A 22,871-nucleotide genomic window follows, 5' to 3' on the forward strand; every position below is an offset into this window, starting at 1 on the left:
GAGCTTTATCAATAACTTATTACTTTAGTGAAAAATTACAGACTTTCAGTGAAAGTACGGGTAATAACATCACGTTGCTGTTCTGGAGTCAGTGAGTTAAAACGCACTGCATAACCAGAAACACGAATAGTTAATTGAGGATACTTCTCAGGGTTGTTAACTGCATCTTCCAGTGTTTCACGGCTTAATACGTTAACGTTTAAGTGTTGACCACCTTCTACACGAACAACCGGTTTAGATTCTACAGGCACTTCACGGTATTCGATATTGCCTAACTCTTTACGGTTAATTACTTGGCCTTCTTCAAAGCCTTTTTTAGCACAGATGCAACGCGCTTCGCCGTTCTCATCATCTAATAACCAGAAAGAGTGTAATAAATCGTCGTTATCAGCTTTAGTAATTTGGATACCAGTAATCATTTCGACCTCCAATGTGGGCACAAAATCAAATTCTAATCTTGAATCAGAACTTGGGTATTTGGTCTAACCAATGTTTCTATCTACTTATATACCAGTATAAATGGCGTCATTCTTTGATTAATATCAATAAAATTCATAAGCACTTTATCAACCAAGTTGCAAAGTGTTGTTTTAAATCAACAATCATCTTCTCTTGATTTGCAATTTTTTTTGTAAATTTTAAAAGAAAATTTGAGAACTCAATTAATTCTAATTTTTAAACTGTTATATTTTCATTCATTCAATGATATCTGTAAGCTTAGGCACTATAAGATATCAATAAGGATTTTATGTTATGACTACCGCATTAACTTGGCATGATGTAATAGGTGCTGAAAAAGAAAAGCCTTACTTTCATCAAATTATGTCTCAAGTCGCACAACAAAGAGAAGCAGGCAAAATTATTTATCCCCCTCAGGAAGACGTTTTTAATGCTTTTCGTTTTACGCCTTTTGAAAATGTGAATGTCGTTATTTTAGGGCAAGATCCTTATCATGGCCCAAACCAAGCTCATGGACTCTCTTTTTCAGTACGTCCAGGTGTACCAGCTCCCCCTTCACTCGTTAACATGTATAAAGAGCTTGAAAAAGAATACCCTGATTTTAAGCGCCCTAACCATGGCTATTTAGAAAGTTGGGCAAAACAAGGGGTTTTATTGCTTAATACCGTATTGACCGTAGAGAAAGGCCAAGCACATTCTCACGCTAATTATGGTTGGGAAATATTTACAGATGCTGTTATTGAGCAAATTAATCAGCGTAGAGAAGGAGTTATTTTCCTACTTTGGGGAGCTCATGCTCAGAAAAAAGGTCGTTTTATTGATACAAACAAACACGTTATCTTAAAAGCCCCTCACCCATCACCACTTTCTGCGCATAGAGGCTTTTTAGGCTGTGGTCATTTTAAACAGGCTAATGATATTTTACAGCAACAAGGCCGGACACCTATCAATTGGTATCTTGATGCGATTGAATAAGTCCTGCCTTTAAAAATATAAAACCGCACAATAACTAGAAGATTTATAAACTTCGTATTGTGCGGTTTACTTTATCTACACTGAATAAAACGTGTGATAACGAATACTTTTATTAATGCTATTTAGAAACGATAACCATAGCTGGACGTAATAAACGACCATTCAAGGTATATCCTTTTTGCATAACATCAACAACATGATTAGACTCATGTTCAGAGCTATCAATCAATGTCATCGCTTGATGAACATCAGGGTTGAATGCTACATTTTTTTCTTCAACTACTTCAATGCCAAATTTACGAACGGCATCTAAGAATGACTTCAGTGTTAACTCTAACCCTTCAATCATTGGTTTTTGCGATTCATTTTCATGATCAGCAGCAGATAAAGCGCGCTCTAAATTATCAAGTACTGGCAATAATTCATTAGAAAATTTTTCAAGTGCAAATTTATGTGCTTTCTCAATATCTTGTTGAGTACGGCGACGTACATTTTCAACTTCAGCCAAAGCACGAGCCATAGCTTCACGCTCTGTTTTTTGTGATTGCTCCAGTTGTTTTTCAAGAGAATCAATACGCGCTAACGCCTCAACTAACTCAGCTTGAGCATTAAAATCCGCTTGTGCTTCTTCGGTCATTACCTGCTCTTGAGATTCATCCATTACAGATCCCATTCCTTCTTTTTCTTTTGAGACTTGCTCTTCATGTATATTTTGTTCTTTACTACTCATGAACATCTCCGCGTAGTTTTGGTATTCATCTTCATATTTAGTTTATTATGGGGATCAATAAACGGGTTTCAAGGAATTGGCGCAAAACGAGGGTAAAAAAATGCCAGATAATACCGTAACGGAAAAAAAACACTTTAAATGTATTGGCATTGTCGGCCATCCCCGCCATCCAGAGGCACTTTCAACACATGAAATGCTTTATCATTGGCTACAAGCTCAAGGCTATGATGTTATTATTGATACACAAGTCGCTCAAGAGCTAAAACTTAAAAATGCACAAACGGGTGATTTAACACAAGTGGGTAAAATCGCTGATCTTGTGATTGTCGTCGGAGGTGATGGCAACATGCTCGGTGCTGCGCGTGTGTTATCTCGCTATAATATCAAAGTAATTGGCGTTAACCGTGGTAACTTAGGTTTTCTTACTGATCTCGATCCTGATAATGCCTTACAACAATTAACCAATGTTCTTGCTGGGCATTATCGTGAAGAAAAACGGTTCTTACTTGAAGCTCGAGTCTGCGCTGAAGGTCAAAGAACACGTATTGGTACAGCGATAAATGAAGTAGTGCTTCATCCTGGTAAAGTGGCTCATATGATTGAGTTTGAGGTTTATATTGATGATCGTTTTGCCTTTTCACAGCGTTCTGACGGTTTAATTATTGCTACCCCAACAGGCTCAACTGCCTATTCATTGTCTGCTGGAGGCCCCATTTTAACTCCTAATCTTGATGCTATTGCGCTTGTACCTATGTTTCCCCATACCTTATCAGCACGCCCTTTAGTTATCAGCAGTGATAGTCAAATTCGCCTAAAATTCTCACAAACAAATATTGATTATGAAGTCAGTTGTGATAGTCAATTAGTCTTACCTATAAAAGAAGGTGATGAAGTCATCATTAAACGTAGCCGTCAAAAACTCAATTTGGTTCATCCTACTGATTACAATTATTTTAATACACTCAGCTCAAAATTAGGTTGGTCAAAAAAAATGTTCTAATTTTTGTGCCTCGCTACTTTACTGTATAAAAAACCAGTTTATACTGTATGTAATCACAGATATGTTTTTATACACAGGAGAGGCACTATGCTGACTCAATTAACTATTAGTCATTTTGCCATAGTCCGTGAACTTGAAATCGATTTTTCTGGTGGCATGACGACCATTACGGGTGAAACTGGTGCAGGTAAATCTATTGCAATTGATGCGCTAGGTTTATGCTTAGGTAACCGTGGTGATGCAAATATGGTGCGCCCAGGTGCAGCTAGAGCTGATTTATGCGCACGATTCTCACTCTCTGACACGCCATCGGCACAACGTTGGCTTGAAGAACATCATCTTGATGACCATAACGAATGCCTATTAAGAAGAACCATTTCTGCTGATGGGCGTTCTCGTGGTTTTATCAACGGTACTTCCGTACCCCTTTCACAATTAAGAGAGCTAGGTTCTTTACTTATCCAAATTCATGGGCAACATGCTCACCAACAACTTTTAGAGCCTCGTTATCAAAAGCACCTGCTTGATATTTATGCTCATGAATCTGCTCTATTAAAAAGCATGAAATCTGCCTATCAAACATGGCATCAAAGCTGTCAGACATTGGCCTCGTTTCAACAACTCTCTCTAGAAAGAGAAGCTAGGCAACAACTGGTTGATTATCATTTAAAAGAGCTTAATGAATTTCAGCCCATTCAAGGCGAATATCCTGAATTAGATCAAGAATATAAACGTCTTTCCAACTGTGGGCAATTTTTGACTTTAAGCCAAAATAGTTTACAAATTTTAAGTGATAATGAAGAACAAAATATCTTAAGCATGCTCAATGTTGCCAAGCATGAAATTACAGAATTGGCATCAATGGAAAGCCAATTTAATTCGTTATTAGAGATGCTGGATGAAGCCACGATCCAAATTAGTGAAGTTAGTGACGAACTTCGCCACTATAGTGATCGTTTAGAAATGGACCCTAACCGCTTATTTGAAGTTGAAAAACGTATGTCTAAATACATAAGTTTGTCACGTAAGCATCGTGTAGCGCCTGAAGAATTATATGACCTTCATCAGCAATTAATTGAAGAAAAGAATGCCCTACTTCGTCAAAATGATGATTGTGACGCTTTAATAGAACAAGTCAAAGCTGACCATTTAATTGCATTAGATGTTGCAAAGCAACTGCATCAAGTTCGCCAACAATATGCAAATGAATTAAGTCAACTTATCACTAACAGTATGCATCAGTTATCAATGCCTCATGGTTACTTTACTGTTGATACCTATTTTGATGACAGCTCACTGCAAATCGATGGTGCCACAAAAGTTGAATTTAATGTCACCACAAACCCAGGACAACCTCATCAAGCGCTTTCTAAAGTGGCTTCTGGTGGTGAGTTATCTCGTATTGCGCTCGCAATCCAAGTGATCACAGCGAAAAAAATGGATACACCAGCCCTGATTTTCGATGAAGTCGATGTAGGGATCAGTGGCCCTACAGCCGCTATCGTAGGTAAATTATTGCGAGAATTGGGTGAGTCAACTCAAGTTATGTGTGTCACTCACTTACCTCAAGTTGCAGGTTGTGGTCATCAACACTATTTCGTTAATAAAGAGACAAATGGTGAAGAAACTGAAACCACAATGAAACTATTATCGAAAAAAGAACGTTTACAAGAGCTCGCCCGTTTATTAGCAGGAAGTGAAGTCACCAAAAACACCTTAGCGAATGCGAAAGATTTGTTGGCTGCATAACGATTAACAAACTTTTATTGATATTTAGGGTCATAGGCAGAGCGTGAAAGGTTTTCAATTGCTGCGTTGTCGATTATCATCGTCACTATGACCCTAAAAGGAATGTAATAACCATGCGTTTTAAACTGTTAAAAGTTGCCGCCTTATCTTTAGTCGTAATGACTTCAGGTTGCTCTATGTTCGAGAGACTGGTTTATCACCCAGATATCAATCAGGGAAATTATTTAACGCCAGCCGAAGTCGCAAAAGTTCAGCAAGGAATGACACAGCAGCAAGTTCAATTTGCCCTTGGTACGCCAATGCTTAAAGATCCTTTCGGAAGCCAAACTTGGTATTATGTTTTCCGTGAAGAGCCAGGTCACCAGAAAGTGCGTCAAGAAACGCTGACACTAACTTTTGATAGCAATGGCATACTGACTAAGATTGATAAACAAGGCAATATGCCTAATTTCTCAGCGCCTGCAACAAAAGCATAATGCTATCATCGTGCTAAGAAAACTTAGTTTTGTATAAGATTGGCAAAAACGAATTGCACCCCATACGTTAAACTTTACGTTGGGGTGTGTTTTTATAAAGAAAAATTACTTTATGGTAGTGTTATCTTTTATTGTATCTGTCTGTAATCAAGCGGCCTATTAATGCAGTATGTGACACCCTATATTGGGTAAAACATGATATTAATCCGCTTTTTGTCGTGCTTTTTCTGCACGTTTACGACGCATTTCTTTAGGATCGGCAATTAAAGGTCGATAAATTTCAACTCTATCACCGTCTCTCACATTATCACTTAGCTTTGCTGGACGACTATAAATACCAACTTTATTCTTAGTTAAATCAATATCATTACAAATCGTTAAGATATTTGAAGCAATAATGGCTTGTTCAACAGTGTCCCCTAGCGTTAGTTCTACAGGGATAAGGTACTGTTTATCGGGTAACGCGTAGGTTACCTCTACCCATATTTTAGTCACGATAGATCTCTTTCGCTCTGTGAGTAAATGCTTGAACCATATTATTCGTTAAATCTTTAAAAATACGGCCAAAAGCCAACTCAATTAGTTTATTAGTGAACTCAAAGTCTAGCTGAAATTCTATCTTACACGCATTATCATCGAGTGCGGTAAACACCCATCCCCCAGTCAATTTACGAAAGGGGCCATCAACAAGACGCATATCAACACGTTCATTAGTCTTTAAAAAGTTATGGGTAGTAAATGTTTTACTAATTCCCGCTTTTGAGACATTTATTGATGCAATCATTTCTTCTGGTGTGCTTTTGATCAGTTTACTTCCAACGCATCCTGGTAGAAAATCAGGATAAGTAAGAACATCATTAACCAGTTTAAACATTTGCTCTGTACTAAAAGGGACGAGAGCAGATCGACTAATCTGAGGCATAGTTATTCCTGTACGACAACACTGTGTGGATCATATCATTGAACAGTGACTAATTAAAAATCTAATGGAATATAGCTTAAGTTTTATGCAATTGAAAAGAAAACAGTCGGTTAAATGATTTCTTTCTGTTGCTCATACAGTATAATGTGGACATTATGACAAAGAAAAAATCACACAAACCTGGTTCCGCGACCATTGCGTTAAACAAACGTGCTCGCCATGAATATTTCATCGAAGATGAGATTGAAGCGGGTCTGTCGTTACAAGGCTGGGAAGTTAAATCACTGCGTGCAGGAAAAGCAAACATCAGTGATAGCTACGTTGTCATGCGTGATGGCGAAGCTTATCTTTTTGGTGCAACTATTACGCCTTTAAATGTTGCATCAAGTCATGTCGTTTGTGATCCGACACGTACCCGTAAACTGTTATTAAAACAACGTGAACTTGATAACCTTTATGGTCAAATCAACCGTGATGGATACACCGTCGTTGCGCTTTCTCTTTATTGGAAAAACGCGTGGTGTAAAATTAAAATCGGCGTTGCTAAAGGTAAGAAAGATCACGACAAACGTGAAACCATTAAAGATCGTGAGTGGAAATTAGACAAAGCACGTATCATGAAAAATGCTAACCGCTAAATTGCGTTAAGTACTAGCAATTACAAGTATTTTTCTGATATACTCACTTTCAACAACTTGGGGCTGATTCTGGATTCGACGGGATTTGCGAAACCCAAGGTGCATGCCGAGGGGCGGTTGGCCTCGTAAAAAGCCGCAAAAAGATAGTCGCAAACGACGATCAAAAACGCGCACTAGTAGCTTAATAACCTACTTAGAGCCTTCTCTCCCTAGCTTCCGCTCTTAAGACGGGGATCAAGAGAAGTCAAACCCAAAAGAGATCGCGTGGAGACCTAGCTTGGGGTCAAAGCGTTAAATTTAATCAAGCTAGCTTATTTATGGCGTGTCTGTCCGCAGTAGGTAAGTGAATTTAAAGACTAGACTAAGCATGTAGTACCGAGGATGTAGAAATTTCGGACGCGGGTTCAACTCCCGCCAGCTCCACCAAATTTGGTGGGTCAGTGATAGGACAACGGTTTTAAAAACAAGAAGTTAGCAAAATCATCAAGACTACACACTGACAACAAAAGGACTATAAATGACACGCAAATGACACGCGGATCATTTAAAGTTTAGAAAGGCTCACTTCGGTGGGCCTTTTTATTAAGATCGCCATCGGGTGAAAAATGAAAACATCAGAATTAATTAAGAAGCTACAAGAAATAGATAAGACCGTGCCTTTTGATGCTGACATTGTTACTGGTGATGACTGGCTGCCTTGTGGTGTTGAAAATGTTTACCACGCACCGCCTAATACATACATTCAATTTAACTCCTACGATACAGATGAGATGTGGGAAAATCTGCAGGAAAATAATAGGCGAACATCTATTATTGAGCTATCAGCACGAGCGAACGCAATTGATGATGTAGTCAAAATGATAGAGTCCACCCCATCTATTACAGTATTAGATATAATAAAAGAATTAAATATCAGATCTAAACAGATGTTAGAAATGGCTAATTTATTGAAAGACACAAAGTAGTGCCGATGCTCGATGGAACCGACCGAGTTATATAATCAATCAGTTATCAATTTCTGGTGTCTTATTGGTGTCCTGATTTTCTTCTTCTTTTTGCCTGCGCTCCTCTTCAGCTTTCTGCGCTTCTTCCATCTCATGCATTCTCACGTTATAGATTGATTGCTCTGGCATCTGTACACGAACAGAGATAAAACGACCGTCAGGAATATCAATCGGGTCACCATCTTTGAAGCCCTCAATATCATTACGGGCAAACTTAGGTGCGTTAGGGTGAGCTCGGTGATAGGTTTTGACGAGAATAGAACCGTCCTCATTAACTTCAGAGTCTACCCAAATAAGTGGTTGTTTATTTACATCGAGTGGAATTTCAATACCGCCATCGACGCCACCCCAGCCAGCGTCAGCGTTAAACCCAAGAACTCCTTCAATGAGATACTCACCTTTAGCTACTCGAGTAACCGTAGCACCTTCTGATTCGTCGTTAGTGGTAAATGTGCCATCAGGGTTGATGTCGATGATTGGGGAGGCCTTTTTGATGAAGCCTTGTGGGTCAGTGGTTGTATTTTTTTCACTATACACCTTATATGAACGACCAAATGAAAGAGGAGCATTTAATGCATTATTTGCATGCCTAAAATACAAATCCTCATTATTAATCCCAGTAAGAATTTGCATTTTTGCACTACTTTTTTCTTTTGCATCCCACGCCACCGTTAGCCCATACCAATAATTGAATAATCCCTCTGCATAACCAAAATTTGAGCGATTAAACTCATTTCCTAGTAAAGTATCTGCATTCATTACAGGCTGTGCTTTACCTAGTCCACAATCACCAACAAGCATCATTGTCCCAGACGCTTTTGGTATCTGTATCCCGTTATAGCCCGATGCAGAATTTAATTCTATATTGGTTCCACCTGCATTACTGGTCGTTAATGATATTGATGTTTTCCCATCCGCTGATTTTGAAGTTAGTTTCGTTGTTGCTTCTATCGCTGATATGAATGATTGTGTTTTTGATAAAGTTAAATCTGCTTTATTACCAATATCCCCCTGCATCTTCTTAATGCTATCGAGTGTGATAACTTCACCGTTCGGCATCTCAATTTTTGTCTGCCCAGTCTGAGTCATCCATGTATTCATTGAGTCGAGAAAATATTGCGTGTATGCATTTATGGCAACCATCGTTCTAGCTGCATCACTATTATTATCTGGCTCAGTAATATGAATTGAAAATGCTGTATTGGTAGTTGTGGCTAATGCGGGTTGTGCTAATACTAATTCAGTATCAGAATTAACGGATTTAATCATATACGGAATATTCGTGTTTCCCGATTTAATTAAAATCGTCATTCCAATATTAATGGCGGGATTATTATTTTTAAATTTAGTGCCAGTGCCTTTGACAATAGCAGACCCTGACACAGTAGATACTGTACCTGTTGTGTATATCATGAATAAGTTTCCTAGAGGTATAAATGAAGGGTTAATTAAATATTGAAGTAGTCGCTGAGTTCGATACCGTATAAATCATAATTCGTTTTATAGCCATTACTCCCACTAGGCCCATATGGCCCGCCATACTCACCACCCAAATAATAAATATCTCTCATACCAACTTTGTTATTACTCATAAAATAATAACCAGTGCGGTAGTAATCCATATAACCCCGATTAACGACCCAATTAACAAAATGAGAATCGGGCAATATCATTGGCTTTTTCAATTGCTCAAAGATTCCACCATTATTTCGATCAAACCATGTTGATTGCCCTAGATGGAGAGGTTTATATTTAGAGGTATAAGTAATTTCTTTTTTTTCGTTATAAATAACGACACCTGATTTAGGTGCTTGCAACCTTAGATTGGTATTGAAAATCACAACATACACTTTGCATGTTTCAGAGACTGTTAATCCTCTCATTTTGTTATAACAAAAAGTCACACCATCTTTTTCTGGTCTTACAAATAACATTGGGTTATTTTCATTTAAGAAAAATTCTTTTGGTGGAAACCAACCATTTTCTTTACCACCTGTGACACTAACAATCTCCGCATAAACACAATAACCTCGTAATTCAGAATTAAGGTTGTAGATATTATTCATTCCACGAAGTTGTATTCCATAATCATATTTAGGTCGCTCTTTTAAATAACCGTAAATATCCATTCTGAAAAAGGGATCATCAGAAGACCAAGCATCATCTTCTGGGTCTTTCCATATGGGGTCTGAACCATTATCGCCATAATATAAAAAATTATTACCTTCAATTTTATAATTAGTGATATTACAACTTCCCCAATCATAAGAGCCTGGTGTTTTAAAGGTTCTCGACATTATTCGTGGAATAAAAATAATATTATATTTATTAATATCTTTAATATTGTGAGGAGTACTTTTCCATCCCTCTCTTAAAGAGTATGGCATATCTATTCTGGATAAAAATCCAATAGGTTGATTTTTTTCAGAGTCTAATAAGAAAGAAGAACCATGATCAGGTTTTATATACATTCCATACATTGATTAAACCCCTGTTATTTTCCCTATTTCAACACGTAATACACCTTTATCATCATAAACAGCAATACGATCATTAGTGATAACGATGCGTTCACCGGTTTTATTGGTACCAATATCCAACTTACCGCGAAATGTGGCATTATTTATTTCCATATTATTGGTTTTCCCATCAATCAAAAAACCACGTTTACCCGGTACATAATCGCCTGATTTAATATATTCAGTAACAACAACAGAATTCAGCCATGCTTCGTTAATAAACGCCTCACGCATAAACATCTGGCCGTTTTTAACGTACATAAATAATTCCATCTTGCCGTTTGATGGGTTATACCACGCAAAGTTATTGGCGTTATAGCCTATAAAACTTTCAAGCTTTCCATTCTTAACTTGAGCGCTGATCACTTGTCCTGCTGCATTGTATTTCACTTTATTATGAATAATTGTGATATTAATTGAGTGCGTGACAACACCATCGCCTGTCTGACTAAATTCAGCCTGCATTTTCTGGTTAATCATGCCCTGCTGTTCACCGAATTGAGCTTGTAGCGGTGTCAGTAGGTCGGGCGGTGGTTGCATCATCCATGCTGGTGGTGGGATTGCTGGTGCTCTTTGGACAGTTGGCTTTGATATACACCCGCTCAGGATTACGCTCACTAATATCACGCAAGAGACTAATTTCATTCTTTGCATTAACAAGCTCATGTGTGTGCCTTGTATCAAGTTGATTTAGTCGCTCTATGCGCTCTTTATAATCGCTATTAATATTAATTTGCTCTGATAAATTCTTGCTGAGTAATTCATTTTCGTTACTCAGCTTTTTTATTTTTGCATTTGATAAACTTAATGCCATTAATAGAGCACTTAAAAGTAGGAGAAAAAACCATGGAATATATTTACTCATAACAACAACCAAGCATCTTCAAAGACTTTATCTGTATAAGGTTGATAGCCCAACTCAACGCTAACAATGGCTGTTGCTAAGGCTATCCCTGTTTTTTTATTTGCTGTATTGATGCGATCGTTAATACCAACACCGATTGATACTGCTGCACGATTAATGTAACCAGAAGTATTATTTTCAACTGGCGGTGCATACTTATTAATGATTGCTGATACTGAGTTCAAACCATATTTACGTTGATAGGTTTGGGTTAACTAATAAATTGCTCGAATGCCATACTCTGGCGACTCAAAGACACAGAATCGAGGATTAGGTACTCCTGTTTCAATACCAACTAAACCTTTCCATTTATTACGGGGGTTATAGTCAATATTACCCGGATTGTTATTACGTTCACCGCGAGCTATCTTTGCCATGTCTGACACCTCTGAATATTTGCATTATGTTTCCACGACTCAATAAGATGAGTACGCATAGTGATAAATTAATGCCGACTTCAAATGGATCAGCATGAGAATAATCATCTGTTAAGATCCGCAGTGGTACCGAACCCAATAAGATAATTAATACCCACGCAATAAATGACGCCCCGAATTTATATTGAGCACCATTGCGTCGATAATTAATGAGTCGAATAACTGCGAGTAAACAAGAAAAGAAATTGATATAAATCCAAAACATTGAGATGGTCATCTGCCACCCCCTCTGAATTTATCTATCAGGTTATTAATAAACTTATTTATTCCGTCAGTCATTGCACCGGGCTTTGATATTGAAACTAAAACACCCACCAGCCCTGCTGACGAAAACATTGCCCCGACTGATTTATCGACATCACGACCGCCGGTTATATCGCTAAGTATACCCGACATAAAATCAGCGCCGTAAATACCAATAAGGAAAGCAACAGCAAAATAAGTCCAACGCTTTAATAGGCGAATATCATGAGCAGATAAAACAAAAATAACCGCTCCTGCAAACGCCCCAATAACAACACCAGCATCCATACCAGCAAACAGGCCTACAATTGAAACGCCCGCTAGCGATGCTGTTGTAGTGCCCGTTAACGGCTCATTCATGTGTGTAGTCCTGTAATTTGGTTAAAAAGGTGCAGACACACAGCTCTTGTGTGAAGTGATTAATGTGTGATTGATACTGTGGTCTGCGTATTAGGAAAGGATAATTCGGGCGAAATTAACTCCGCCTATGAGGCCTAGTTTTTCATGCATAAAGAGTTTATTGCAGAAATTATGTTGGTATATTTTATTGCCACAATCTTTAAATAATCCACTATGTTTAGTCAGGTTGAGAAAAGTATGAATATTGCAACCCGTGAGAATTACATCAATATAACCATCACTACGTTTTACATAATCATCATCTTCTGCAAGCTGAAATAATCTTTTAGCTGATTCATAAACATTCGCTTTTAGTTCTGCTCTTTCAATAACAGCTTTTCTGCGTTCTTCGGCTATATACCGATCATTAATTGCTTTTAAGTTATTAATCGTCATATCAGCCTCTAAACGAAAAAAGACCGCCTAAGCGATCTTCTGAATGTGAACTACCCGGTAATTCCGGGTGGTTAGATTTTAACCCAGCCAATGGCTGAGTTCAGATAACAAAAAACCCCGCCGAAGCGAGGTCTTGATAAAATTTAGTGTGGTAAGTAATAAATCGCCCACTATTTAAAGATGATAAGGCAGTACCGGACAAAATGCAAGAATACCTATCAATAACTTACTTTTCTAACCCCGTACAGAATCATAAAAAGTAATACTTAAAGGGGATTCAAAGTCTAATGATGAGGCTGTAACTACTGTTATCAGCTTCATCATATTAGCTAAAGGGCGCATCTTATAAAGTTTAAGTTCAGAGCTATTACCTTCTTGTTTAAAGTAATTTTCCCCTTTTTTATTTTTTGAATCTGAAACTTCAATCTTGCTTACTCTAAAGCTACCTTGAGGATTTTTATCTGAATGGTTAGAAAAACTAAAATTTGCTTCAAATTCAAGATTGAAATGTGTGTAATTTTCTCCTGAACCAAACGCCAAACCAACATATGATGATTTAATCATGTGTTCATTATCTAGAGTATATGGAAAATGCACAGTAATAGTACTTTGGCTAGAAGGAAGAACTAGAATACTGTCAAGACTGTGGCTACATGGGCTATTTACAGAAGAAATTATAATTGGTGAATCAGTGTAGTTATTCAGCCTAATATCCAGTGGAGTGGTTCTGACTTTTTTTAATTCGGCACGCCTCTTTTTCCCTTTCAATACTTGCGAGGTAATAGACACTCCAATACCAGTCAGAATCGAAACAAAATCCAAACCTGGTAGTCCACGACTGTTTGAGTCTTGTGTTCTTAGATAATTTACATGATGTTTGACAAGTTCTTCATTTTTATTATAGCCAGTATATTCGTCAAATGCTCTATCCATATCAGTTCTCTCCATTAATAAAGAAAATATTTAAGCTGGAGTCATTATTCTGTTGTGCCTCAGCCTTTGATACAAAACCAGGAAGTATGCCGACACCTGTGCTAAAAAGGCGACTAAATCTCTCGATCTTCTTTATTTCTGCCATTTCTAACTGGATAGGTTCTATTTCACTCTTATTAAATTCTCCTTCAAGTGTTTCCTCAGGATGCTCATGATTATTCTCATTGTGTACTACGGTGTAAATTTTCTTTGGTATTATGGCATGCCCATTACCATATGAAATTGAAATAAGGGTTAATTTATAGTAATTAGGGTGATCGTCATCATCAAAAACAATTAGTGGTAACTCAAATTTTTCATTATCTTTCAGGCTCACTCTTATGGATAAATCAATTGTGCCCGATTCACCTTGACTTAGAGGGAAAAATGTATTTTTAGGCTTTATATTTTTAGCATTATCCGGAAGGATGATATTCTGAATATAAACATTATAATTAGATAAATTACAGATATTGACAGAAAGAGTACTCTCTTCCTCTTCAGAGTTTTTTCCCATATGTTTATAACCAAAACCTACAGCATTTGCCACAGATGTAAATAAACCTAAAACAGAATTAGCATTATCTAATTTATCTGAATTTGATAAAGGCTTACCTCTATTTTCCTCTTGATTACTGAGAAGTTCGATTACTCTCCTTTGAGCCACACTAGAGGAATAAAATAACAGCTCGGAACTTGAACTATTAGTGCGAATTTCCATATTTTTACCACCTAATATATATTAATTTCATTTATTTGTTAAAATAAATTAACAGTAATTTAACTTATATATTGAAGTTAGCAGAAACCTAAATCATGTCAAGAAAGTAATCTAGATATCAAATATAAAATTAGATTTAATAAATATTAAAAACAATAACATAAATAAAACATCACCTTATTTACTTTTCCTTTGAGTTATTGCTTAATCTAAAAAATTATTCTATCAACTACATATCATCTACTGACAAATCGTATTAATTAAAAGAAAAACAAATGAATACTAAAAAACAAAACAAAACAAAACAAAACAAAACAAAACAAAACAAAACAAAACAAAACAAAACAAAACAAAACAAAACAAACATTATTATTATTTAACCAATTCAATAAATATCTGCTCAGCACGATTTTCTTCGATAAAACATTTATTAACTAAACTTTCATAAAACGGTTTCCAATTTCTGCGCCATGTTCTCTCATTTAATTCTGGAAGTAGCTTGCTAATAGCCTGATATGCGACTGAAGAAGGCATCCTTTTATAACCTCTGCCAGAACAACGAGGGCAATCTTTAAATACAGGTACACCGCCTTGTAATTCCGTTTGCTCTTCATCTAAAACCTTTCCGCGTCCTTTACAGCGACAACGATAGCTTAGTTTTCCTTTTCCATTACACGTTTTGCACAGCTCAGCGACATGTTCTTTTTCAGTCCAAGGCTCAATGATGACAGTTCCATCAATACTTGTTTTCCCTTGGTACTTAACGACATCTTTGCGACTGTAAATTAGTCCTTTGCCTACACACGCAGAACATTCACAAACCGAACCCGCTGAACGGGCGTAATCTTCAAACGCCATTTTTGCAAGGATGACTAAACAGTAACCCAACTTATTGCCCGCCGATTTCGCCACCAGCTTTGGTGTCACTTTAAGTGCATATTGCGTTAACTGCTCTACGGTGCTGAACTTATCTTCTTCACTCACGTCATTCTTAGCAAAAAAAGCAGACATGCCAAACTTAGCACGCTGTTCTGTCATACCAAGCGCACCTGCAGTATCCATTCCTTTCATTCTATTGGGATCTGTACAGTTTGGTGTATCGGTGATCATTGGTGACTTTGGATAAAATTGTTTTAATGCTGACTCTAATTTCATGCTAATACTCCTCGTGCCGTACACACGTTAAATAAATGCACCGATGTATTATGAGAATTGAACGCCTTAGCATGGCGTAGAAGTGGTGATATTCCGGCATAAACTCTAAATACAGGCTTAATACGGTTTCATCCCGAGCTGTTAGCTGCAACTTGAAAGCTATAGGGTATATGGTATCGTACGCGTCAGAAATACCTTTAAGAGAGCCCTTCACGGTGGAAAAAAAGAAAACCTTCCTGCAGCAGAAAAGCGGCTTGCACCCGCGTAACCGTCATCGTTCACGCTATGATTTTCCGGCGCTGATCGCCAGTTGTCCTGCACTGGAGCCGTTCGTCAAGCCGAACGCCTGGGGCGACATCTCGGTAGATTTTGCCGATCCTGCGGCGGTTAAAATGCTCAACCGTGCGTTGCTGCAACATTTTTATGGCATCGAACACTGGGACATTCCTGCCGATTATCTGTGCCCGCCGATCCCCGGGCGTGCCGACTATTTACACCATCTAGCCGACCTGCTGGCGACCAGCAACGGTGGTGAGGTTCCTCGTGGTAAAGGCGTGGCGATCCTTGATGTGGGTATTGGCGCCAACTGTATTTACCCGATTATTGGCCTGCGTGAATACGGCTGGCGTTTTACCGGTTCGGAGATTGATCCGGTATCGTTCAATACGGCCAAAATGATCGTGGAGATGAATCCGACACTGAGAAACGGCGTGCGCCTGCGTTTACAAAAACAACCCGAATTTATTTTGAACGGTATCATCGGCGTGGCGGAGAAATTTGATGCCACACTGTGTAATCCACCGTTCCACAGCTCTGAACAGGAAGCGCAAGCCAGCACCCGCCGCAAACTGCACAAACTGGGTAAAGGTGAGGTAGCCGACACGCCGGTACATAACTTTGGCGGCAAAAATAAAGAGCTATGGTGTGAAGGCGGTGAAGAAGCTTTTGTGCGTAAAATGGTAGAGGAGAGCGTTAGCCTGGCGCAAAACTGCCTGTGGTTCACCTCGTTGATTTCTAAAAACACTACCTTGCCTTCGATTTATCACGCGTTGAAGCTGGTTGGTGCAACCGAAGTCCGTACCATTGAAATGGCGCAGGGGCAAAAAATCAGTCGCTTCGTGGCCTGGACTTTCCACGACGCGCAACAGCAGATCGCCTGGGCGGCAGAACGCTGGCGTTAATTTCCTTGGTGCTGGTTATTTAATCGGCACCGATAAAACTTCGCATTTTCCTTTCAATTTCTGCATGTTGCATTATTCTCAATATGTCTTCCAATACTAAAAATCTTAAAAAAGTTATTTATTCAAAATACAATAGTTACCTTACTTAATTGATAATTTAATCCAGTATATATAGAGCTCAAACTGCGGTTTGAATGAATAAGGGTATATGACCACATTATAAACACATTAAGGAAGATGCATGGTTCGGAGGAAATCATTCAGGCTTGGAATGACGCAAGGAACAGCTTGTTTGAATATACATCCCATGAGTCTCCTTTCCTCCCTCCTGTTTTAAATGACGGGCAGAACTAAATAGAAGAGATATTCGTGAACATACAAATTTTTTATCCCATCAATATTTTTTTACTGATGGTTATGAATCAATCATAAATACTATTGATCTAGGCCGAGCATTAACTATCGAAAAGAGGAAGGATATTTTTTTTCGGTATGAACAATTATATAACAAGCTCATTAGCACCGAAGCTCTGACAGATATGACTCCGAGTGAAGTTGTTCGTCGATATGCCCAATTAGCTATACCAGCAATTATTGCTTTAGATATGCATATGACGTTAAATTATTCAAGCAGAAAAGATATAATTCATTTTTATAGACCTATACGTAATTTTTTTCGAAGTAAGCACTATATCAATAATAACGATAATTCTTCAAATATCTTTCAAGCTGTTAAAGATTATCTTAGGGAATATATAGAAACACTTCAATTCAATGATAAAGCTGAACTAAATCATATTCGCTCATATATTAGAAAGATAACAGCAGAAAAAAATCAAAAAACATCGACAATTAGGCAATTAATTAAAATTTGCATATCAGATTCAAAAGATAATGGAATGCAGTGTGATGACCTTTTTGATAAATTAGAAACAACATATACATCTTTGAATTATTTATTAATATTTCATAGAAAAACAAATTGGACAAATTCAGTTTCAATGGAATGTTATAAAATAATTAACAATGACATGTACTTATCTAGTGTATTACCGTTACTGAAAATGTACTTGTACACCTTCGAATATAGTGAGCAATTGTTACATGAATGTACAACAGCAATTATATATATAACTCTTATGTTAGATCAAAAAAAATCATTTCACTTAAAACTCATCTTTTTATAATTAAAAAAATAAAAAATATTGTTTTTGATCACGAGAAAACAACATATTATTCAGAAGATGAATTTACTAAAATAACCATATTCCTTAATCAGAATAAAGACACCCCCTTTTTAGCTCCATACTCTAATTTTTTTATGGCCCTCTGTTTATTACGTCATGAAAAATATGAGGATGCTTATCAGCACATTCAAAAAATATCTTTAAATACATTACCTCTTGGTTATCTAACATCAGCTATCTCAATTATTAATTTATCACTAGCAATACAACTAAAAAAGAAATCCATAAAAAATGGTACTTTCATTCCATTAATTAACCCTATATTATCAAGCCAAGGTGTATTTACAGAACACCTCCCAGCGCCAGTTGAACCATTTAATTACAGCATCCTTAAAGATGCTAATAATATTACTATCATGAGGTCTATTAAACTATATAATACAATGATTTCAAAGATTAACCACCTAGTTACTAAAAATAATGACGTTTATCCAAAAGCAATTATAGGTTTATTAGATGAGATTGAAACTGCTCTAGGAAAAATAAGAATAGCTATTGATAAAACAAACACACTTCCAACAGAAAATGATTTTGCTAACATCATAATTAATGATAAAATTTTAACTGAAAGAGAGATATCTCAAAATCTTATCGGCATACTAAGTAATTGTACCCTTTCTAATTGCATTAATTGTCTATCAGCAATATTTCACTATCTAAGATGCTTCGGAGAAGAACCAAAATTAAAAAATATTCGTTACTATGTCGATACATCCAATAAACGCAATCAAGAAAAAAAATTGATCATGGATTCTTTATTTATAGCCAATGAGATACTTTGCTTAAACTCATGAGCTGATTAAATTATTTTTAGTTTTGAATTATCAGCAACAGCTGCTACATGTAGCAGTTGTTGCTAGTAGCACCACTTCAAATTTTCGTTTTTTTTATTGTAAAAAAAACAAAAATATAGTTAAAAACCAGTTCAAAACCATGACTGTTTTGTCATTACTTTCATATAAAACATTAAACTACAAATCTTATTTTTACAATCTACAGAATTATTCTTATTTTTATTCGCATATCTAGGTTAGATATATAAAAATTGATGATTGAGTAGTATAATTCAAATTAACCAAACTAGAACATTTACCAGATTTTTAGAATAAAAAAACAGCAAATAATATTGATAATATATTAGTATCATCAATTAATAAACACCTCCCACATCACTTTAAAAAATTAATATGGTAAGCTTTTATATCTTGCAAAACCCTATTATAGAAATCACACCAACTGATATTTCTTAAAGTTCTCGGCTTGCTCTAGTACGCTTTTGTATACTTCGTCATTCGCCACTGGCGGAAAACCATAACGGTGTAATAACAGAATAAGGTCAACTTTTAATTTGGCCTTAATATCATCGCGATTGCTCCAGTCAGGGTATTGAGTACTATCATCCACAATTAGCTTCATGTCCTTAGCCAGCGCCAGCATTTTGTCGTCATCGTAGGTGAAATCGTATTTCTGACACATATGTTGCAAAATATCGAGAAAGGCTTTCTCTTCCATATCGATACCGATATCCTCAAATGACATCATTTCCGCCTTGATGTCATAAATCATATCCGCCATTTGTGCCGTGAAATCGTCGAACTCTTCACCATTAAGCACATCATTCTCTTTGCGTTGGTTATACTGCTCGACTAAGGCTTGGAAACGCTTGGAGAAATTTATCCCTTGGAGTTGGTTGACCTTTTGGAAATCACTAATGGCTTTTTGCAGCATCTTTTGCAGCAGTTGCATTTTAGTATTCGGCAACTTGATTTTATTGATACGCGCCATGTATTCATCATCAAAAATATCGATGGTTTCGACTTTATCGTCCCCTAAGGTGAAAATTTCCTCCACCCCTTCGGCTTTGAGGGCTTCGGCTATCATTTCGCGCACTTTTTGATTCATCTGCGCCGTATCAGGGGCATCGCCTTTGGTTAACTTATAAACGATAGAACGCACTGCGAGATAAAAATGAATGTGCTCACGTTCATCTTGGGTGATATCTTCGCTGCCCACACACACATCATAAGCCGCTTTCAACCGCTTCACTAAGCCCATAAAACGCAGTTCAATTTTCTTGGTTTGCAGGACAAACTCAGCCGCTCGATTAAGGCAGTCTAATTGTAATGTTGGCGAACCTGAAAAGTAATCACGGCTATCGAATTGATGAAATACTTGAGAAAGCAAATTAAGGTGATTACGTACCTCAATGATGGATTGCTGTACATCTTCGAAATTAGATTTATCCGCCTTCGAATACATGGCAAGCGCCATATTCATCCGGCTCTTAATACCGATATAATCAACAACCAATCCCTTTTCTTTCCCTTCAAAACGACGATTCACTCGGGAAATGGTTTGAATAAGGTTATGCTTTTGCAGCGGCTTGTCGATATAGATGGTATCCAGTTCAGGCACATCAAAACCCGTCAGCCACATGTCTACCACGATGGCGATTTTGAAGTTGGATTTCGGGTTCTTAAACTGTTTATCTAACTCTCTGCGATAGTCTTTCGTTCCCAGTAAGTTGTACATCGCTTCATGGTCATCTTTCCCACGGGTCATCACCATGTTGACCATCGGCAAACGCATCAATTCGCTTTTCTCTTGCTCAGTGAGTGTCGCACCGTCGATTGCCTGTTTTTCCTCAAACCACTCAGGCCGTTGTAATTTCAGGCTCTGATAAAACGCATAGGCAATTTCACGGCTGGCGCAAACCACCATCGCTTTGCCTTTAATCGTCGAGCCTTCTGCCACCCGCTTTTCATAATGTTGGGCAAAGTCCTTCGCTAACGCATCAATACGGTCAGGATCACCCAAAATGGAATTCATGTTCGCGGTGGCTTTTTTGCTTTCTTCTATCTGATACTCACTGGTGCCTTGGGCTTCACACTCTTGATAATAACGTTCGATTTCTTCTAATTTGCTATTATCAAGGGCGATTTTAGCCGCTCGGCCCTCGTACACAATGCGCACAGTGATTTCATCATTCACCGATTCGGTCATGGTGTAGCTGTCGATGGTTTCACCAAAGACATCTAAAGTGGCGTCGATAGGCGTCCCCGTAAAGCCGACATAAGTGGCATTAGGCAGTGAATCATGCAGGTATTTGGCAAAGCCGTAGGTCTTTTTAACCGTACCGTCCTCTTGGTTGATACTGATTTTTTGGTCGAGATTGATTTGGCTACGGTGAGCTTCATCTGAGATACAGATAATATTACTGCGCTCAGAAAGCAGTTGAATATCTTCCGTAAATTTATGAATGGTGGTGAGGAACACCCCGCCACTGGCACGCCCTGCGAGTTTATCGCGTAAATCTTGACGACTGGTGACTGGCACAATAATTTCATCACCAATAAACGTTTTCGCATTGCAAAACTGTTTAGCGAGTTGTTCATCAAGGTCGGTGCGGTCAGTGATTAAAATAATAGTCGGGCTGGCAAAATCGACGCTTTTCATCAATAGACGCGCTAAAAACTGCATGGTGTAGCTTTTACCACAACCTGTCGCACCAAAGTAGGTGCCCCCTTTACCACTACCGCCAATATTTTCACCACCCGCAGTAATCTGTTTCCGCTCTTTCTCGATGTTGTAATACAACTTACGAGCCGCATAATACTGCGGATAACGACAGCACACTTTGACTTCATGCTTACTGGTATCGGGGAAGAAAACAAAGTTTTTCAACACATCCAGTAAACGCGTTGGATGGAATAATCCTTCAATCAAGGTATACAAACCATTGATGCCCTGTTTTTCCGTTGATTCGTTACCGTTAATTTTACGCCATGCATAGTAAAATTCATAAGGGGCAAACAGGTTACCCATTTTGTTATTCACGCCATCGCTGAGAATACACAGGGTGTTATAGACAAATAACTTTGGAATATCTCGACGATAACGGACACAAAGCTGAGTCCATGCATCAAACAAGGTTGCATCTTCACCACGCACCGCCGATTTAAATTCAAACACCACCAGCGGTAACCCATTGACGTATAAAATTGCATCAGGGATACGTAGTTGCACCCCACCGTCTCGCGCTTGGCCTTCTATTTCAAACTGGTTAACTAATCGGTAGCGGTTATTATCTGCCACGGATAGCACGTCTTCCCCTGCAAATAATTTTGCTAATTGGTCGGGCAAGGTTTGAGTATCGATAAGTTCGATATATAGGTCTTTTTGGTTGCGATCTTCACGCTTGAGTAAAAAGCCGTTACTGAGCCAATGGCAGAAGGTTTTGTTGCTTTGGTAGAGATCACTAGCAGGGAGAGATTGCAACTGCTGTACAATCCTGGTGATCTCACCGTCGGTGATGCCATCTGCTTGATACTGTTTAGCAAGATACTGGCGCAAATCATCCACTATCAATACTTCACTGTTGTTTTTGCGCGGGATAGTAATGCCAAGATAATGCGGATAGCAGGTTTGTCCGGCATTGTTTGCATGTTGTCCTAGCAGTTCAATTATCGCCTGCTCTAGTTTGGCTTCCGTGAAGATATGGCTCATATCAGTGGCTTCTTTTTTGTTTTTAGCGAATTCGTTTTTATACTCTAAATCATTCGAGTTGCCGCTAGGCGACAAGGAAAATAATCCCGATGAGCTTACTGGAGTAAGTGATTCGGGTTATTGAGCGTAGCCAACAACGCAGCAACTTGAAGGATAACGAGTATATCGAGTTGTTTTAATTAAGATAGTTTAATTGATTCGATAACAAAAACCGCCTCACAATAAGAAAAATGTGAAG

Annotated in this window: 26 protein-coding genes and 1 other RNA gene; 10 read left to right on the forward strand and 17 right to left on the reverse strand. The window is 37.9% G+C overall.

Annotated features, from left to right (window positions below; translation table 11 throughout):
* Positions 1 to 35: 35 nt before the first annotated feature.
* Positions 36 to 419, reverse strand: coding sequence for an autonomous glycyl radical cofactor GrcA (gene grcA / locus GTH24_RS13395; protein WP_023581591.1), 384 nt, complete (start codon positions 417 to 419; stop codon positions 36 to 38).
* Positions 420 to 753: 334 nt separating this feature from the next.
* Between grcA and ung the strand changes: the two genes are divergently transcribed.
* Positions 754 to 1,434 (forward strand): uracil-DNA glycosylase, encoded by a 681-nt coding sequence (gene ung, locus GTH24_RS13400; protein WP_072068730.1) that lies wholly within the window; start codon positions 754 to 756, stop codon positions 1,432 to 1,434.
* A 118-nt stretch (positions 1,435 to 1,552) separates the two neighbouring features.
* Here ung and grpE read toward each other — a convergent pair whose 3' ends face one another.
* A complete protein-coding gene (gene grpE / locus GTH24_RS13405) occupies positions 1,553 to 2,164 on the reverse strand; it encodes a nucleotide exchange factor GrpE (protein ID WP_115350083.1) in 612 nt (203 codons plus the stop codon).
* A gap of 100 nt (positions 2,165 to 2,264) precedes the next feature.
* On the opposite strand from grpE, the gene nadK reads away from it, so the two are divergent.
* The 3 genes from nadK to bamE all read left to right on the forward strand — a co-directional run bounded on the left by nadK (position 2,265) and on the right by bamE (position 5,389).
* Positions 2,265 to 3,164, forward strand: a complete 900-nt coding sequence (nadK, locus tag GTH24_RS13410) for an NAD(+) kinase (RefSeq protein WP_072068732.1) — start codon at positions 2,265 to 2,267, stop codon at positions 3,162 to 3,164.
* Between the two features lie 87 nt (positions 3,165 to 3,251).
* Positions 3,252 to 4,913 (forward strand): DNA repair protein RecN, encoded by a 1,662-nt coding sequence (gene recN / locus GTH24_RS13415; RefSeq protein ID WP_072068733.1) that lies wholly within the window; start codon positions 3,252 to 3,254, stop codon positions 4,911 to 4,913.
* Positions 4,914 to 5,026: 113 nt separating this feature from the next.
* Positions 5,027 to 5,389: an outer membrane protein assembly factor BamE gene (bamE, locus tag GTH24_RS13420; protein WP_036935295.1), complete on the forward strand. Its 363-nt coding sequence runs from the start codon at positions 5,027 to 5,029 to the stop codon at positions 5,387 to 5,389.
* A 201-nt stretch (positions 5,390 to 5,590) separates the two neighbouring features.
* Here bamE and GTH24_RS13425 read toward each other — a convergent pair whose 3' ends face one another.
* Together GTH24_RS13425 and GTH24_RS13430 are read right to left on the reverse strand one after the other, a co-directional pair.
* Positions 5,591 to 5,887, reverse strand: a complete 297-nt coding sequence (locus GTH24_RS13425) for an RnfH family protein (protein ID WP_369961909.1) — start codon at positions 5,885 to 5,887, stop codon at positions 5,591 to 5,593.
* A complete protein-coding gene (locus GTH24_RS13430) occupies positions 5,877 to 6,311 on the reverse strand; it encodes an SRPBCC family protein (protein WP_006533588.1) in 435 nt (144 codons plus the stop codon). The genes GTH24_RS13425 and GTH24_RS13430 overlap by 11 nt, the downstream gene beginning before the upstream one ends.
* Positions 6,312 to 6,466: 155 nt before the next feature.
* Between GTH24_RS13430 and smpB the strand changes: the two genes are divergently transcribed.
* The 3 genes from smpB to GTH24_RS13445 all read left to right on the forward strand — a co-directional run bounded on the left by smpB (position 6,467) and on the right by GTH24_RS13445 (position 7,914).
* Positions 6,467 to 6,949, forward strand: a complete 483-nt coding sequence (gene smpB / locus GTH24_RS13435; RefSeq protein ID WP_072068734.1) for an SsrA-binding protein SmpB — start codon at positions 6,467 to 6,469, stop codon at positions 6,947 to 6,949.
* Between the two features lie 59 nt (positions 6,950 to 7,008).
* Positions 7,009 to 7,375, forward strand: a transfer-messenger RNA (tmRNA) gene (gene ssrA / locus GTH24_RS13440).
* A gap of 179 nt (positions 7,376 to 7,554) precedes the next feature.
* A complete protein-coding gene (locus GTH24_RS13445; protein ID WP_164526498.1) occupies positions 7,555 to 7,914 on the forward strand; it encodes a hypothetical protein in 360 nt (119 codons plus the stop codon).
* 39 nt (positions 7,915 to 7,953) lie between these two features.
* Here GTH24_RS13445 and GTH24_RS13450 read toward each other — a convergent pair whose 3' ends face one another.
* The 12 genes from GTH24_RS13450 to GTH24_RS13500 form a co-directional block, all read right to left on the reverse strand.
* Entirely contained in the window at positions 7,954 to 9,366 is a 1,413-nt protein-coding gene (locus GTH24_RS13450) for a hypothetical protein (protein WP_164526499.1), read from the reverse strand.
* A 35-nt stretch (positions 9,367 to 9,401) separates the two neighbouring features.
* The gene (locus GTH24_RS13455; protein ID WP_164526500.1) at positions 9,402 to 10,433 is read right to left on the reverse strand and encodes a hypothetical protein; all 1,032 of its coding nucleotides are present in this window, start codon (positions 10,431 to 10,433) and stop codon (positions 9,402 to 9,404) included.
* A gap of 3 nt (positions 10,434 to 10,436) precedes the next feature.
* Positions 10,437 to 11,081: a phage tail tip fiber protein gene (locus GTH24_RS13460; protein WP_241254090.1), complete on the reverse strand. Its 645-nt coding sequence runs from the start codon at positions 11,079 to 11,081 to the stop codon at positions 10,437 to 10,439.
* Positions 10,963 to 11,337, reverse strand: a complete 375-nt coding sequence (locus tag GTH24_RS13465) for a lysis system i-spanin subunit Rz (protein ID WP_164526502.1) — start codon at positions 11,335 to 11,337, stop codon at positions 10,963 to 10,965. Before GTH24_RS13465 ends, GTH24_RS13460 begins: the two co-directional genes overlap by 119 nt.
* Positions 11,334 to 11,561 carry a hypothetical protein gene (locus GTH24_RS22380; RefSeq protein WP_347147234.1) on the reverse strand — a complete coding sequence of 76 codons (228 nt, stop codon included), beginning with the start codon at positions 11,559 to 11,561 and terminating at the stop codon, positions 11,334 to 11,336. The genes GTH24_RS13465 and GTH24_RS22380 overlap by 4 nt, the downstream gene beginning before the upstream one ends.
* A gap of 30 nt (positions 11,562 to 11,591) precedes the next feature.
* The gene (locus GTH24_RS22385) at positions 11,592 to 11,753 is read right to left on the reverse strand and encodes a hypothetical protein (protein WP_347147235.1); all 162 of its coding nucleotides are present in this window, start codon (positions 11,751 to 11,753) and stop codon (positions 11,592 to 11,594) included.
* Positions 11,731 to 12,030, reverse strand: coding sequence for a phage holin family protein (locus GTH24_RS13475; protein ID WP_109373190.1), 300 nt, complete (start codon positions 12,028 to 12,030; stop codon positions 11,731 to 11,733). The genes GTH24_RS22385 and GTH24_RS13475 overlap by 23 nt, the downstream gene beginning before the upstream one ends.
* Complete coding sequence (locus tag GTH24_RS13480; RefSeq protein WP_109373189.1) at positions 12,027 to 12,416, reverse strand: putative holin; 390 nt, start codon at positions 12,414 to 12,416, stop codon at positions 12,027 to 12,029. The genes GTH24_RS13475 and GTH24_RS13480 overlap by 4 nt, the downstream gene beginning before the upstream one ends.
* Positions 12,417 to 12,506: 90 nt before the next feature.
* On the reverse strand, positions 12,507 to 12,851 hold the full coding sequence (locus GTH24_RS13485) for a hypothetical protein (protein WP_164526503.1): 345 nt from the start codon (positions 12,849 to 12,851) through the stop codon (positions 12,507 to 12,509).
* Between the two features lie 234 nt (positions 12,852 to 13,085).
* Complete coding sequence (locus GTH24_RS13490; protein ID WP_164526504.1) at positions 13,086 to 13,784, reverse strand: hypothetical protein; 699 nt, start codon at positions 13,782 to 13,784, stop codon at positions 13,086 to 13,088.
* Between the two features lies 1 nt (position 13,785).
* Positions 13,786 to 14,544, reverse strand: coding sequence for a hypothetical protein (locus GTH24_RS13495; RefSeq protein ID WP_164526505.1), 759 nt, complete (start codon positions 14,542 to 14,544; stop codon positions 13,786 to 13,788).
* 372 nt (positions 14,545 to 14,916) lie between these two features.
* Positions 14,917 to 15,699 carry an antitermination protein gene (locus tag GTH24_RS13500; RefSeq protein WP_164526506.1) on the reverse strand — a complete coding sequence of 261 codons (783 nt, stop codon included), beginning with the start codon at positions 15,697 to 15,699 and terminating at the stop codon, positions 14,917 to 14,919.
* Between the two features lie 215 nt (positions 15,700 to 15,914).
* Between GTH24_RS13500 and rlmF the strand changes: the two genes are divergently transcribed.
* The 3 genes from rlmF to GTH24_RS13515 all read left to right on the forward strand — a co-directional run bounded on the left by rlmF (position 15,915) and on the right by GTH24_RS13515 (position 18,921).
* Positions 15,915 to 16,880, forward strand: a complete 966-nt coding sequence (gene rlmF, locus GTH24_RS13505) for a 23S rRNA (adenine(1618)-N(6))-methyltransferase RlmF (protein WP_206535545.1) — start codon at positions 15,915 to 15,917, stop codon at positions 16,878 to 16,880.
* 539 nt (positions 16,881 to 17,419) lie between these two features.
* Complete coding sequence (locus tag GTH24_RS13510; RefSeq protein ID WP_164526508.1) at positions 17,420 to 18,067, forward strand: hypothetical protein; 648 nt, start codon at positions 17,420 to 17,422, stop codon at positions 18,065 to 18,067.
* The gene (locus tag GTH24_RS13515; protein WP_164526509.1) at positions 17,989 to 18,921 is read left to right on the forward strand and encodes a hypothetical protein; all 933 of its coding nucleotides are present in this window, start codon (positions 17,989 to 17,991) and stop codon (positions 18,919 to 18,921) included. The genes GTH24_RS13510 and GTH24_RS13515 overlap by 79 nt, the downstream gene beginning before the upstream one ends.
* 433 nt (positions 18,922 to 19,354) lie before the next feature.
* On the opposite strand, the gene GTH24_RS13520 is transcribed toward GTH24_RS13515, so the two are convergent.
* A complete protein-coding gene (locus tag GTH24_RS13520) occupies positions 19,355 to 22,633 on the reverse strand; it encodes a type I restriction endonuclease subunit R (protein ID WP_164526925.1) in 3,279 nt (1,092 codons plus the stop codon).
* Between the last annotated feature and the right edge of the window lie 238 nt (positions 22,634 to 22,871).

It is taken from the genome of Proteus vulgaris (assembly GCF_011045815.1).
GTDB classification, from domain to species: domain Bacteria; phylum Pseudomonadota; class Gammaproteobacteria; order Enterobacterales; family Enterobacteriaceae; genus Proteus; species Proteus vulgaris_B.

Excerpts from the sequence above, each read along its gene's own strand:
- GTH24_RS13485 (WP_164526503.1), bottom strand. The coding sequence starts at position 12,851 with ATGACGATTAATAACTTAAAAGCAATTAATGATCGGTATATAGCCGAA.
- smpB (WP_072068734.1), top strand. The coding sequence starts at position 6,467 with ATGACAAAGAAAAAATCACACAAACCTGGTTCCGCGACCATTGCGTTA.
- GTH24_RS13510 (WP_164526508.1), top strand. The coding sequence starts at position 17,420 with ATGACTCCGAGTGAAGTTGTTCGTCGATATGCCCAATTAGCTATACCA.
- GTH24_RS13515 (WP_164526509.1), top strand. The coding sequence starts at position 17,989 with ATGTACAACAGCAATTATATATATAACTCTTATGTTAGATCAAAAAAA.
- GTH24_RS13430 (WP_006533588.1), bottom strand. The coding sequence starts at position 6,311 with ATGCCTCAGATTAGTCGATCTGCTCTCGTCCCTTTTAGTACAGAGCAA.
- GTH24_RS13465 (WP_164526502.1), bottom strand. The coding sequence starts at position 11,337 with ATGAGTAAATATATTCCATGGTTTTTTCTCCTACTTTTAAGTGCTCTA.
- ung (WP_072068730.1), top strand. The coding sequence starts at position 754 with ATGACTACCGCATTAACTTGGCATGATGTAATAGGTGCTGAAAAAGAA.
- GTH24_RS13475 (WP_109373190.1), bottom strand. The coding sequence starts at position 12,030 with ATGACCATCTCAATGTTTTGGATTTATATCAATTTCTTTTCTTGTTTA.
- nadK (WP_072068732.1), top strand. The coding sequence starts at position 2,265 with ATGCCAGATAATACCGTAACGGAAAAAAAACACTTTAAATGTATTGGC.
- recN (WP_072068733.1), top strand. The coding sequence starts at position 3,252 with ATGCTGACTCAATTAACTATTAGTCATTTTGCCATAGTCCGTGAACTT.
- GTH24_RS13495 (WP_164526505.1), bottom strand. The coding sequence starts at position 14,544 with ATGGAAATTCGCACTAATAGTTCAAGTTCCGAGCTGTTATTTTATTCC.
- GTH24_RS13480 (WP_109373189.1), bottom strand. The coding sequence starts at position 12,416 with ATGAATGAGCCGTTAACGGGCACTACAACAGCATCGCTAGCGGGCGTT.
- GTH24_RS13520 (WP_164526925.1), bottom strand. The coding sequence starts at position 22,633 with ATGAGCCATATCTTCACGGAAGCCAAACTAGAGCAGGCGATAATTGAA.
- bamE (WP_036935295.1), top strand. The coding sequence starts at position 5,027 with ATGCGTTTTAAACTGTTAAAAGTTGCCGCCTTATCTTTAGTCGTAATG.
- GTH24_RS13450 (WP_164526499.1), bottom strand. The coding sequence starts at position 9,366 with ATGATATACACAACAGGTACAGTATCTACTGTGTCAGGGTCTGCTATT.
- GTH24_RS13455 (WP_164526500.1), bottom strand. The coding sequence starts at position 10,433 with ATGTATGGAATGTATATAAAACCTGATCATGGTTCTTCTTTCTTATTA.
- GTH24_RS22385 (WP_347147235.1), bottom strand. The coding sequence starts at position 11,753 with ATGGCAAAGATAGCTCGCGGTGAACGTAATAACAATCCGGGTAATATT.
- GTH24_RS13445 (WP_164526498.1), top strand. The coding sequence starts at position 7,555 with ATGAAAACATCAGAATTAATTAAGAAGCTACAAGAAATAGATAAGACC.
- grpE (WP_115350083.1), bottom strand. The coding sequence starts at position 2,164 with ATGAGTAGTAAAGAACAAAATATACATGAAGAGCAAGTCTCAAAAGAA.
- GTH24_RS13500 (WP_164526506.1), bottom strand. The coding sequence starts at position 15,699 with ATGAAATTAGAGTCAGCATTAAAACAATTTTATCCAAAGTCACCAATG.
- grcA (WP_023581591.1), bottom strand. The coding sequence starts at position 419 with ATGATTACTGGTATCCAAATTACTAAAGCTGATAACGACGATTTATTA.
- GTH24_RS13490 (WP_164526504.1), bottom strand. The coding sequence starts at position 13,784 with ATGGATAGAGCATTTGACGAATATACTGGCTATAATAAAAATGAAGAA.